A 13,181-nucleotide genomic window follows, 5' to 3' on the forward strand; every position below is an offset into this window, starting at 1 on the left:
TTTGAGGGAATGCTGCTGGCCTGTGATATGGATGGCACCTTACTTGACAGCAGCCGACGGATATCAGAACGGAATGAACGCGCACTGCGGTATTTTACGGAGGAGGGAGGACGCTTTTCCTTAGCCACTGGGCGCGCGCCCGGGGCAATCCGCAGCTACCTGCCGCAGCTTCCGTTTAATGCACCGTACAGCCTTCTCAACGGGTCGTTGATTTTAAACGAACAGCATCAGGTAATGCGCTGCGCCGGCATGCCGGTGGAAACAAAGGAATTGATTCAGACAACTTTGTTAGAATTTTCACAAATAGGTTGCGAAATTTTTATTGGCGACCGTATCCTGGTATGCCAGTCAAGTGAAGTAACCGAACAGCATATGCGCACCCTGCATTTGGATTTCGAGACGGTTTCTTCGAACCGTCTTCCGGATACTACAAATTGGTGCAAAATCAATTTTACAGGCGATCCCGCGCTTATGAATCAGGTAAAGGCGTTTTTGAAGCCATATCAGGATCGGTTTTGCATGGCATCAAGTATGCCTTCATTTTGGGAGGTTACGGCGCAGGGCGTCAACAAAGGAACCGCCCTGGAAACGATCGCACAAAACTGCGGAATACCGCACGACCGGATATTCGCCGTTGGAGACAGCTATAATGATGAGGATATGATCCACGCAGCATATCTGGGTTTTGCACCAGCAAATGCGGACGATGGGATATTACAGGCGGCAGACGTCCATGTCCGAGAGAATGACCTGGATGCGGTCGCCGCAGTAGTCGAATATTTGGAAGCGCATTATTCATGATGCGCTTCTTTTCACCCTCCCTCAATTATACAAAACTTTTCTTTTGTATAATTGTATGTATCTTCTTTTTAGAAAGCACCCTCTCTATTGGGGAGCGATATCAACGACGACAATCTCCGGCGGATTAAAAACACGGGGCTTCCAATCCAATACCAGGCCGCGTCCCACAATTTCCGTCATAGCACCAATTTGATACTGGCCACCGGCGTATTCCGGAAAAAAGCCTTGATTGGGCGCAATCAGACCATTCATGATATACGGGATTCTCCATTGGCCGCCGTGTGCATGACCGCAAAGCGTTAAATCAAACGGATGCGCAGCGTATTCCTCTATATATTCCGGACGGTGCGCCAGCAGGATATGAAACGCATCATCCTTGAACAGGTCGTCAAAACTTTGCAGCGCTTTCCGGTAGGACGCTGCATTCCCATATGAGCTTGGCACGCGGTCGCCATAGGCTGCCGGATCATCCACACCGCAGATCACATATTCTCGGCCGTCCACTGTTATACGCTCCCGTTCATTATGTAAGACGTGTATTCCATAGGACTCTATCATCCGGAATATCTGCTCCGGCTCACTGCTCCAATATTCATGATTGCCGGATACATAATAGCATGGCGCGATTTCTGTAATCTGTTTTAGCAGCAGCTTTGCGCCGTCCTGCGGTTGTTTATCGTCAACAATATCGCCGCATAGTGCGATAATATCCGGCTGCAGCTCCTTCACCCTGCGAAGAAGCGGTGTCTGGTCATTTCCGTAAACATAGCTGTGCAGGTCGGAAAGCATGACGATTCGCAGCCTTTCCTCTGCGTTGAGTTTGGGCGTTGACACCGTATAGCGACGTGGCATCAATCCGCAATATAGGCCGCATATCCCCACGCCGACCGCGCACATCAGGACAGCGGACAATATCCGTTTTCTTTTCATTACTGGGACTCCTTTTTTCTTTATTTATTAAAAAAGCGCGGCAGGTCCTCTCCCCTCCGCGCTTTTTGGTTCAGCCCACCTGCTGGCTTTTATGATGCAGGTCAATCTGTTTGGATTTAATAAATACGCTAAGCTTTTTGTAAGCCAGCATCGTAATCACCGTCAAAATTACCCCCTTAATCAGATTGAACGGCAATATGCCAAACAACAAGTATGCACTCATCCCATCAATCGCAGGATTGACCGCAGCGCACATCTGGAATATCGCATCCAGATTCCACCCCATTCCGTTCACATAAAACGGAATAATGAGAAAATAGTTGGTCAGCATCCCCATGCAGGCCATGGCCACCGCGCCGACGGCGCAGCCGATAACCGCAAATTTACGGCTTTTGTGCATGCGATAAAGCAACACAGCAACAATCACCAGGGTGGAAAGCATCAGGAAATCCGCCAATTCTCCCGAACCGGCCGTTTGGCTCTGTGTTAAATGAATCAGATCCTTGATACCGATCATGGTAATCGCCGGGCCAATTCCAAAAATAAACGCGCCGATCAGGACCACCGCTCCGGAAAGGTCCACTTTGAGAAACGGCGGCATAAACGGGATCGGGAATTCAAAATACATAAGAACGGTAGCGATTGCCGCAAATACGGCGGTATAGGTGATCTTGCTTGCTTTTGTCATGGTTCTGTCTCCTTTGTAAGGAGTTCTGTTTGGTTGGGTAAATAAAAAGCCCTTGGAAATCTCCAAGGGCTTGCAGACGTACCGAGATACACCTGTTTCTTTCATCCGGACTATAACCGTCGGTTGGGATTCACACCCATCATGCCTTGCGGCTCGCAGACTATCAGGAACAACGCCCTGTATACTGCCGGTGGAGACTTTCACTCCGCCCTGAAACAGAACTGATTTAATTTACGCTTTTATTATAGGTCAATTAGGATGGTTTTGTCAATGGTTTTCAGAAAAATGCTGCAGGATAGCCTCAATTTCCTGCCGTGTTCCGACTGCATTGATAAATTCCAGCAGTGCGTTGGCCGTCATATGCGCGGGCAGCGCCAGCTCCTGCAGGAGCCGCTGCCGCCGCGCTGCACTGTCAGTCCGACCGGTCAGTCCCCATGTATAGAAATCCGCTTTCGTGATCGGGCTATCGGAGGTATCCCTCCCTTTTTGCGCCTCCCCATCCAGAAAGGTCGCACCAGCCCTGCGCAGCGCGTCGCACAGAATATCCGGCCGCATTCCTTCGACGCCGAGTTTGCCCTCTTTGGAAGCGTGCCGCTTGCGTTTTTCCTTTCCCCAAACATCCGGTACATACGCCTGCTTGATGCGATCCCGAGGCAGTACGCCTTTCAGATAATTCCGGATCACAAAGCCCGCTCCATCGCTATCCGTCAGGACAATCAACCCGCGTGCCTGCGCGATACGCCGCAGCAGCTTCAGCCGGTCCTTGTCATGGAAGATACGGAAGCCGCCGGTCTCTAATACAACGGTATCCACCACCTGTTTGAGCGTATTGATATCATATCGTCCCTCTACAAGGATCGCTTCCCGAATACGGATCATGCACGCTCCCCCTTCTGCGCGGATGCAAGCGCAAGCAGGGTCAGCTCGATCTGCTTCTGCCGGTCGACAGCGCTCCCTTTCAGCGCGGTATCCGTCTGCGCGCAAAGAGACGCCGCCTGTCGCAGCCAGTCGAGTGAAACGCGGCGCGCGGCATTCTGTATCTGTCGGGCATAGTACGGCGATTTGGAGCCGATCAGCTCCATCAGCAGCCGCTCCCCTCCCCTTGCGCTCTCACACAGCTTAGCGCCGTATAGACGCTGAATGTGGCGCGTAATGGTCGTGAAAATCATAACCTCATTGTTTTTTTGCGCAATCAGCTCGCCTACCAGAGAAACCGCCCTGTCGAATTTACCCGCCGTGATCGCATCCGTCAGATCGAAAATAACCGCGTCCAGAACCGGCGAGCATACCGCGTCGATATTATATTTGCGGATCTCCCCTGTTGTCGTATGCGCGGCCGCCTTATCGATTTCGCCGGCCAGATTGGTCATCGAATTTCCGCACAGGAATATCAGGTATGAAGCGTTATCCGAGGTAATCGTGCAGCCAAGCGACCGGACCCGCCGCTCAATCCATGCAACCAGCTCATTCTCCTCCAAACGGCTGCATTCCGCGATGCAGGCGGTTTTCTCAAGCGTTTTATAGAGCTTTGTCCGTTTATCGAGCTTGCCCTCCAAAATGTCATAATAAAACACCAAGCATACATAGTCCGGCAGATCGCTGAGCATCTCGGGCAGTAAATCACCAAATCCGGCCGGCGGCTTGGAAAGGTCAAAGTCGGTAATAATAATCAACTTTTTCTCCGACATGGCCGGATAACTGTCGATCGCCTCGGTAAGCTGCTCCGGAGTCAGGCCTTTCCCCTCATATTCCAGCAGATTAAAATCTGCAAAGGCAGCATCCACTACCTTTTCCTTGAGTTGGCGCAGGTAATGCGCTTTCATATAGTCCTCGTCACCCGTTATGATGTATAAAGGCGCAAAGGAACACTCTTTCAGATCGTGGATCAGCTTTGCCTTGCCGTTATTCGCGTTCTTTCTGGGTGCAGCCATGCGCTATCCCTCCTTTTTGTAGCGTTCCTGCAGTTCGCCGGTGAAATATGGGCTTTCAATCGGCGTTCCCTCAAATTTATGCAGCACGTCCCCTGTGCTGGACTGCAAAATGATCCGCTGCGCGTTTGTATCTGATATAAGCTGACGCAGCAGCACGGTATCCTCCATATTCCGTTGTGAGAGTACAATATCCGGTGCGGAATACGACTCGGTTTCAAAGAATGCCGCAAGCTGTTTTTGCGTAGGACTGTGCAGCACTAAAACATAACCGCCAATCTGCACGCCAAGCTTACCGTCACAGACAGGAAAAACCGTGACCGGCGCGGCGGCGTCCAACTGCACCGTATCCTCTACGATCTCCGCATCCGCCTCCGCAACCAATTGCAATAACTCTTTGTTGTGCTGCGTCTCTTTGCAGCCGTTCGGAATCAAGATTTGTTCGACCGACGTATGCTGCAGCAGTTCAGGTAGATCGCGGGCATGCCCCTTATCCACCGCAGTCAAAACCAGTGTGTCAACCTGCCGGAAGCCGTTCCACTGCATCCATTCCCGCACGGATGCCGCAGCATTACGATATCCTCCGTCCCCCGCGCAATCGATAAGCGTCATGTTGTCAACAGCGTCGGATACAATGATTGCCTGCCCGCTACCACACGGAAGATAAGTCACGGAGTAGTGCTGCCGGTTATAATATGCGCCCGAAGCCGTGATGCCAAACAGCACAAGGCAGAAAACAGGCAAAACATAGCGCCATTTGATATGAGCGCCTGCAAGCAGCCAGGCTAAAATTCCAGCTAAGGACAAAACAAGCGCGGCAATACCAAAGCTGTCCGCCCAGTTAATCAGGCCGAACGGCAGGCCTGCAATCCAGTTGCAGATATCGAGGATATAGGTCAGCAATGGAGTGATCGCTTTTGCGAACAGCGTTGCTAAAAATGGGAAGAACACCGATGTCAGGCAAACCAGAAAACCGCCGATAAAACATACGGCAGTCACGCCGACGACCAAAAGATTGCTGAGTAGCGACAGAACGGAGACATAACCGAAAGCGCTGAGGATAATCGGTGTGGTAAAAATCGTCGCACATACCGTGCAAGAGACCGATCCGACAACTACGGACAGGATGCGGTACACCATTTTCGGAAAAGGCCGGAACGGCTTCATCATCCGCCGCTGCATTTTGCCGGCCAACAGGATCAGCCCCAGTGTGGCGCTAAATGAAAGCTGCAAACTGAGACTTGCGATTGCGTAAGGATTGAGGATGAGCAAAAGCGCGAGTGCTAAAAACAGGGAATTCAGACTGCTTGCTTCTTTGCGCAGCAGAAAAGCGCCGGCCGTGACCAAATACATGACCGCTGCACGGATTACGGACGGGCTCGCTCCGGCGATCGGCACAAATAAAAGGATGAACGGAATCGAAACCAGCGTACCGATCCTGCGGCCTAACAACGAGCAAAACGCCACCAAAAAACCGATATGCAGACCGGAAACCGCGACAAGATGGCTCAGTCCAGCGATGCGGAGTGCCAGAGCATCCGCATCGCTGATCCCAGATTTGTCGCCCAATAAAAGTGCTGTGAGCAGGCCCGCCGGCCGCTCCGGAAGTGCGCCCGCAATCGCCTGCTTGCAGTAGCGGGCAATCCGCTGCGGCAGAAAGCGCGGCGTGTCCCGTTCGGTACCGGTCATCTCAAACCGGACGGGCGTGTCTTCCTCCGTTTGGTTATAAGAGGACGCAATAAAACAGCGGTTAGATGCCTGATATACCGCACGGTCAAATCCCTCGGCAGTGCCCGGCAAATAAAATCCAACGTTGACCACAATATGATCCCCTGCATAGAGCGGGGTATCGGTCAGCGGAAGGTAGCAAAAGGTACGGAACGTCTGCTCCACCTCTCCGTTATGGGTGACGGAAAGCAGAGCACGCTGGCTGTCCTCATAAACGTCTGGATCTTCCAACAAAACAGCCTGGATATCCAGGCTTTGTCCATTCAGATGCCGGATTGGCTCGACAATATACAGGTTATAAATCGAGAAGCCGCAGAAAGCCAGATGCGCTGCGGCCAGCATGCCAAACAGCGCAAACGCCTTGTTCCGGTAGATGAATATACCGGCGAGCAGCAAAAACACGGCTAGCAAAAGCAGCGAAACCATCGGACTGGGAGCCCAGTCAAGGCAAACCGCGCAGAAAAGAGCCGCCGCAATTGCCGGCACCAAATAAATCAGCGGACGCTCCAGCATAAAAATCCCCTTCCGGCTTTTCTGTTTCAAAAAAGAAGTGGCACGGTCGTGCCACTTCTTTGCAACTGCTGTATCAGCCCGGCGGCCAAGTCATATCGCGGCCGGAAAGCACATGGAAGTGCAGGTGGAACACGCTTTGCCCTGCCTGTTCTCCGATATTGGATACGATGCGGAAGCTTTCCATGCCCTGTTCCTTCGCGACTTTTGCGATCACCTCAAAACAGTGGGCAACTACCGCGCTGTTGGAATCATCCACCTCCGCAGCGGAGCGGATATGCTGCTTGGGAATCACGAGGAAATGCGTCGGCGCCTGGGGATCGATATCATAAAAGGCATAGCACAGCTCGTCCTCATAGACCTTTTTGGAAGGGATATCCCCGGAAATAATTTTACAGAACAGACAATCGCTCATGACGACCTCTCCTTTCTGATACCAGTATACCGACTTTACAACAGCGCGTCAACAATGTTATTGACCGCTTCGAGCGCTTCCTCCAGTTTTTCTGGCTGCTTTCCGCCCGCAGTTGCACTGTCCGGACGCCCGCCGCCGCCGCCGCCAACGATCTTGGCGACTTCCTTGACAATCTTACCCGCATGCGCTCCCTTTTTGACCGCTTCCGCGCCGCAGACGCACAGCAAGCTTACCTTGCCGTCGTTGACCGAGGACAGTACAGCGACCATGTTCGGCGCTTTTTCCTTAATACCGTCGCCCATCGTACGCAGCACATCCGCTGAAGCGTCTTCCAGCTTGGTTGCGACCACGTTGACGCCCTTGACATCACGCGATACGTTGAACAGGTCGACCATCTGCATCGAGGCAAGCTTTCCGTTGAGCTTTTCCAGCTTTTTGGCCATCGTGCGCAGGTCAGCCATGGTCTGTTCTACCTTGGCCGCCAACTCGTTCGGGGAAGTTTTGAGCGCGGCTGCGGTTTCGTTCAATATATGCTGGCGCTCATTGAGGAAATCCAGCACCGCTCTGCCGGTCACGGCTTCAATGCGGCGTACACCGGCCGCAACGGAAGCTTCTCCAATAATTTTGAACATACCCGCCTTAGCTGTGTTATCCAAATGCGTACCGCCGCAAAGCTCAATCGAATCGCCGGCCTGAACAACACGCACAACCGCGCCATACTTTTCACCGAACAGCGCCATCGCGCCCTTTTTCTTCGCCTCGTCAATGGACATTTCTTCCGTGACCACCGGATAGCCGGCAAGGATCGCGTCATTGACCAGCGTCTCCACCTGCTGCAGTTCGTCCGCTGTCAATGCCGCGAAATGCGTAAAATCAAAACGCAGGTGATCGTTTGCAGTGTAGGAGCCTGCCTGCTCCACATGATCGCCCAGCACCTTGCGAAGCGCTTTTTGGAGCAGATGAGTCGAGGTATGCGCACGGCAGATCGCCTGACGGTATTCCGCGTCCACCTTGGCCTCCACCTCGTCGTCCACGGAGAGCGCGCCCTCGGTAACTGTACCGATGTGCATATACTTGCCGTCTTTGGTCTTCTGCACGTCAGACACGGTCATCACGCCGTTTTTGCCGATTAGTACGCCGTGGTCGCCGATCTGACCGCCCATTTCCGCATAAAACGGCGTATGATCGAGCACGGCCGTAATCTTTTCGCCCTTTGCCGCCGCTCCGGACGGTTCGCCCTCATTGACGATCGCCAGCACCTTGGCGCTTTCTCCCAGTGTTTCATAACCGTCAAAACGGGTTTTGATCGCCTTGTCCAAGCCAAGATCCTCGCTCTGCCAGCCAAGGTCGCCCATTTTTTTTCGGTCCTCGCGGGCGCGCTCGCGCTGCTCGTTCATCAGGCGGTCAAATTCCGCGCGGTCGGTGGTCATCCCCTGTTCTTCCAGAATCTCAAGCGTCAGATCGATCGGGAAGCCATAGGTGTCATAAAGCTGGAATGCGTCCGCTGCGGGCAATTCCTTGCTGTTTGCCGCCGCAATGCGTTCGTTCAGAATAGACAGGCCGCTGTCAATGGTTTTGTTGAAGCTTGCCTCCTCGTTTTCAATTACCTTGTGGATATATTTCTGTTTTTCGACCAACTCCGAATAAGCGCCGCCGGATTCCTCAATAACAGTGGTCGCCACCTCGGACAGGAACGGCCGGTCGATACCGAGCAGCTTGCCATGGCGCGCTGCCCGCCGCAACAGGCGCCGCAGCACATAGCCGCGCCCCTCGTTGGAGGGGATAACACCGTCGCAGATCATCATAACGGTCGAGCGAATATGGTCGGTGACCACACGGAGGGAAATATCAGTTTTCTCGCTTTCCCCATAATGCTTCCCAGCGATCTCGGATACCTTATTGGTGATATTCCGCACGGTATCCACGTCAAACAGGGAACCTACCCCCTGCACCACGCAAGCCAGGCGTTCCAGCCCCATGCCGGTATCGATATTCTTCTGCTTTAATTCGGTGTAATTCCCCTGTCCGTCATTATCGAACTGGGAAAATACATTGTTCCAAACCTCCATATACCGGTCGCAGTCACAGCCGACCGTGCAGCCGGGCTTGCCGCAGCCGAACTCTGGTCCGCGGTCGTAGTAGATTTCCGAGCAGGGACCGCACGGGCCGGAGCCATGCTCCCAGAAATTGTCTTCCTTGCCGAAGCGGAAAATCCGCTCCGCCGGAATGCCGATATCCTTGTTCCAGATTTCAAACGCCTCGTCATCATCCACATAGATGGACGGATACAAAAGCTCCGGATCAATGCCGACCCACTCCGGACTGGTCAGGAATTCCCAGCTCCAGGAAATCGCTTCTTTTTTGAAATAATCGCCAAAAGAGAAATTGCCTAACATTTCAAAAAACGTGCCGTGCCGCGCAGTCTTGCCGACGTTCTCAATATCGCCTGTTCGAATGCACTTCTGGCAGGTCGTCACACGATGGCGCGGCGGCTCCTGCTCGCCGGTGAAAAAGGGCTTCATCGGCGCCATACCGGAATTGATCAGCAGAAGCGACGGGTCGTTCTGCGGAATGAGCGAAAAGCTCGGCAAGCGCAGATGTCCCTTGGTTTCAAAAAACTTCAGATACATTTCGCGCAGCTCGTTCAAGCCTCTGTACTGCATAACATTTATCCTCCAAAATTTAATATGACAAATAAAAAAAGCCTCCGCCCAATCCTGTCAGGGGCGAAAGCATGCTTCCACGGTACCACCCTGATCTGCGCTGTAAAACGCATCTCAGCGGTTCGATATCGGGAACCTGACCGGCCTGTTTTTTACAGGCTGCTCGGAAGTGGCCGTTTTCCGGACTGAACAAGGGGTTGCACCAGATCCCTCTCTCTTTGGATCACTCCGTTGGAAAACTCGTTTCGTCATCGCATTTTCTATCGCGTATATTATACCGCTTTCCCAGCCTAATGTCAACAAAAACCGCCAAAGCTGACGACCTATAGGGGCATTTATTAAAGCAACAACACTCCCCCAAAAAATTTGCGATGCAACCGCCAGTTGCCATATAGTTGTAGCCAAAAACAATAATTTCCGGTATACTCTTGATTGAAAAGAGGTGTTTTCTATGACAGTGGGAGAAAGGATCAAAACCTGCAGGCAAAATACGGGAATGTCACAGGAGAAGGTCGCTGATCTGATCGGCGTAAGCCGTCAGGCCGTCACCAAATGGGAAGCAGACCAGTCAGCCCCTAACACAGAGAACCTGTTCAAATTAGCAGAGCTATTCGGCACAACAGTCGATATGCTGCTCGATACAGGAAATGCTGCCAATTCATCTGCTGTTGAACAGTTTTATACTCTTTTCAGGATGGAAGACGAGAGGAAACGAGCAGACAAAAGGAAGAGACGGAAAGAGAACCTGGTTTCGGCCTTGATCGTTGTCTGCGCGTATCTCACGGTCTATCTGATTGGCCGTTTAATCTGGTGCGACCGGTCCAATGTCAGCCTGCTTGGTTGGCTGGTATCTGCAAAACTATCCGGAAGCAATAGTTACCTTTATGGCTGGCTGCTCAGCAGCAATCTGTTCTGGATTGCAATGGCAATTTCTGCTGTCCCTTCTCTTTTCGGCAAGCATCGGTTTTCATTTGTCACGCTGATTGCCTTTGCACTTGGTTTGCTCGCCGGCATTGTGTTTGGCCCTAATCCTGCGGGAGCGCCGTATGGACACGGCCATTACGGCTGGGCGATTTGGGGCGGTATCTATCTGCTATCCATTATTATTGGAATTGTGGCAGAACTGTACAATCGTAAAAAATAACCGTCTATCGGAAAAGGCTCCGCCAATGTGGCGGAGCCTTTTTATCCAGCTTTGAAACGGGATGCTAACCGGCTATAAAGTGATGACCTTTAGCCTTTTCCCTTAAGATGCGATAATCATGCGGATTTTCCCGCCATCCTCCGCATTTTTATTTGCGTACAGGCGGAAATTCGTATAATTGGCTTTTGCATTTTGCAGGGAAATAAATTCCCTGCGGTCAGATACATAAACACCGATATCATCCGTCAGATTGTAATACCCGTCCCTGGTCCGAACGCCGGTAGCCCCGTCAAACGCGGAAATCGATACCGTATCGACCAGTTTGAGCGGAAGCGTTGAGAACGAGCGGTTCACAGCGCTGCTCCCGTTTTTATACCCCTTTGGTATGCCGATCGCACTCCCGTTCAAGCCGCCCGGCAGAGTGTCTACCCGATATTCCTCGGATACGGTTTTTGAGCCGTCCCAATACTTGATACCGGCATAGTATTCCTTGTTGTCATCCTCGCCGCGGCTGGAGCCGGAGCCGATACCATAAATCCAGCTATCGCCGGTTACGTCGCCTAAAATAATGTTGGTTACAGTACCCGCGTTGTCGATCACCGTATAACGGATCTGACTGGACGACACCGAAGCCAGATCGATATCCGACTGGGCGATTGCTGACAAGGGCGCGCCCGGCGCAACCTCTTCATAAATCCGAACCTTGGGCGATACCACGGAATTTCCGATCTTGCCATCTGCAATCGACCAGTTTCCGGATACCCTGCCGGTAAGCGCTCTTTTTGTCAGATACGCCGAACCGTTAGAGGACTGTCCGACCGAAACCAAGCGGCCCATCAGTTCGTCCAGGCTCTCCGCTTCGGCCTGGATATGCAGGGTCAACCCATTGGTCAGTACGACCGTCACCTTTTTCCCATCTACTGCGGTAACGATCCCCTGCATGTCCGCGCTGACCATGTTTTTCGGATAGGCGGCGATGACATCGCCCGCTTCGCTGAACAGCAGCGTGATATAATCCTTGAGCTTGATATCCTCGAACGAGGCAGCCGCGCGGTCGGAGATCGAATAGGACTGCCCGCCGAACAGCTCTACCGTCTGTGGATAGGCGAAAGACGGCTCGCCCTTAGTGTAGCATCCGCTGATCTTGGCATCCGAAACGACCGCCTGGCGATTTGCGGGATCGAGCGTAACCACATCGTATTTTTTAATCCTGGAGCGGTCGATCACCGCGCCGTTCTTGATGATCTGATATCCCTCCGGAATATTGACGGAGGTCGCAAGGCCGTAAACGAAAGAGGTGTCGCTGGACGAGGTCGCGGACGGCAGGACCGCCATCAGCTGCAGCGCGCCATACTCGTCGTAGTAGAGCGTCAGGGTGTCGCCATGCTGAATCCCCGCCCACATATTTGAAAACTTATCCAGCTTTTTCTCCCGTGCAACATAGAGATCAGTGTCTCGGTTGGGGCGGAGGGTCTGCGTGCTGGTCGAGATACTGTCGGCCGCCGCGCTCGTTACAGTGTAGCTCTCGATCTTATTATTGTTGGGAACGACGCCTACCGCGACCTTATCCCCTTCCTTGCCGATCACGATCGTTCCGTAAACGCCGATCAGGCTTTTGTCCAGCGTACCCGCGGTCTTGCGCGGGGACTCATTCAGAGAGCCGTTTTCATAGAAAATCGCTTCATTGGGTGCCAGCGAGGAATCCGTTTCGCTGGTCGCCAGCAAAATACAGTTTTCAATGGTGGAAGAGGATATCTTATTCAGCAGCATGCCGGAGTTATCGCCTTTCAGTTCTGTCCCCAGCGTATTGAGTAGCAGGGTCGCCGCATCGCCGCGCTTCACGGCCGCTGTGGCGTTGGTAAGCGATACGTTTTCCGTCAGGCCGAGGGACTGCGCGCGGGCGATATAGTCCGCCGGCCAAAACGGGCCGATGTCGGCCTCCGTATAGCCCAGCATACGCAGCAGCATGGTGCAGACTTCTCCGAAGTTAACAGTCTTGTCCGGACCAAAGGTGCCGTCCGCATAGCCGCGGATAATGGAGTATTCTTTCAGATCAGGATGGCGCACTGCGGCATTGATATATTGCGCGGCCCAATGTGAGCTTTTAACGTCCGGAAAGATCGTATAGCTGCCATAGGCGCTTACATCGGAAACGCCCAGCGCGGTCACCGCCAGCTTACAGAACTGCGCTCTTGTCAGCGCGCTGTTTGGATCAAACCGGTTTCCCCCCACCCCCTGCATGATCCCTAACGCGTCCAAGACGGAGACGGTCTGCGAAAGCTTGCTGTCCGTGATGTCGGTAAACGATGCCGAAGCAGGGGTGATCGCAAAAAGAAATGCCAGACACAGGCTGAGTAATCTTTTTTTCATTCCT

Annotated in this window: 10 protein-coding genes and 1 riboswitch; of the genes, 2 read left to right on the forward strand and 8 right to left on the reverse strand. The window is 52.8% G+C overall.

Annotated elements, in window-relative coordinates:
- Window positions 1-9: 9 nt before the first annotated feature.
- Window positions 10-801 carry an HAD family hydrolase gene (locus H8S45_RS01300; RefSeq protein ID WP_186949444.1) on the forward strand — a complete coding sequence of 264 codons (792 nt, stop codon included), beginning with the start codon at window positions 10-12 and terminating at the stop codon, window positions 799-801.
- Window positions 802-885: 84 nt separating this feature from the next.
- Here the strand turns inward: H8S45_RS01300 and H8S45_RS01305 are convergent, their stop codons facing one another.
- The 7 genes from H8S45_RS01305 to alaS form a co-directional block, all read right to left on the reverse strand.
- Window positions 886-1,731 carry a metallophosphoesterase gene (locus H8S45_RS01305; protein WP_054325959.1) on the reverse strand — a complete coding sequence of 282 codons (846 nt, stop codon included), beginning with the start codon at window positions 1,729-1,731 and terminating at the stop codon, window positions 886-888.
- Window positions 1,732-1,801: 70 nt separating this feature from the next.
- Window positions 1,802-2,419 (reverse strand): ECF transporter S component, encoded by a 618-nt coding sequence (locus H8S45_RS01310; protein ID WP_054325960.1) that lies wholly within the window; start codon window positions 2,417-2,419, stop codon window positions 1,802-1,804.
- An 89-nt stretch (window positions 2,420-2,508) separates the two neighbouring features.
- A riboswitch (FMN riboswitch) is annotated at window positions 2,509-2,641 on the reverse strand.
- A 45-nt stretch (window positions 2,642-2,686) separates the two neighbouring features.
- Complete coding sequence (locus tag H8S45_RS01315; protein WP_107630506.1) at window positions 2,687-3,298, reverse strand: toprim domain-containing protein; 612 nt, start codon at window positions 3,296-3,298, stop codon at window positions 2,687-2,689.
- A complete protein-coding gene (holA, locus tag H8S45_RS01320) occupies window positions 3,295-4,350 on the reverse strand; it encodes a DNA polymerase III subunit delta (RefSeq protein WP_147573689.1) in 1,056 nt (351 codons plus the stop codon). Before holA ends, H8S45_RS01315 begins: the two co-directional genes overlap by 4 nt.
- 3 nt (window positions 4,351-4,353) lie before the next feature.
- A complete protein-coding gene (locus H8S45_RS01325; RefSeq protein WP_186949447.1) occupies window positions 4,354-6,588 on the reverse strand; it encodes a ComEC/Rec2 family competence protein in 2,235 nt (744 codons plus the stop codon).
- A 73-nt stretch (window positions 6,589-6,661) separates the two neighbouring features.
- Entirely contained in the window at window positions 6,662-7,000 is a 339-nt protein-coding gene (locus H8S45_RS01330) for a histidine triad nucleotide-binding protein (protein WP_054325965.1), read from the reverse strand.
- 35 nt (window positions 7,001-7,035) lie between these two features.
- On the reverse strand, window positions 7,036-9,663 hold the full coding sequence (gene alaS, locus H8S45_RS01335; RefSeq protein WP_186949448.1) for an alanine--tRNA ligase: 2,628 nt from the start codon (window positions 9,661-9,663) through the stop codon (window positions 7,036-7,038).
- A 451-nt stretch (window positions 9,664-10,114) separates the two neighbouring features.
- Here alaS and H8S45_RS01340 point away from each other — a divergent pair, with 451 nt between their 5' ends.
- Window positions 10,115-10,807 (forward strand): helix-turn-helix domain-containing protein, encoded by a 693-nt coding sequence (locus H8S45_RS01340; protein WP_054325966.1) that lies wholly within the window; start codon window positions 10,115-10,117, stop codon window positions 10,805-10,807.
- Between the two features lie 102 nt (window positions 10,808-10,909).
- Here H8S45_RS01340 and H8S45_RS01345 read toward each other — a convergent pair whose 3' ends face one another.
- A complete protein-coding gene (locus H8S45_RS01345; protein ID WP_186949450.1) occupies window positions 10,910-13,177 on the reverse strand; it encodes an S-layer homology domain-containing protein in 2,268 nt (755 codons plus the stop codon).
- Window positions 13,178-13,181 lie beyond the last annotated feature (4 nt).

The organism is Agathobaculum faecis, from assembly GCF_014287995.1.
GTDB lineage: Bacteria > Bacillota > Clostridia > Oscillospirales > Butyricicoccaceae > Agathobaculum > Agathobaculum ammoniilyticum.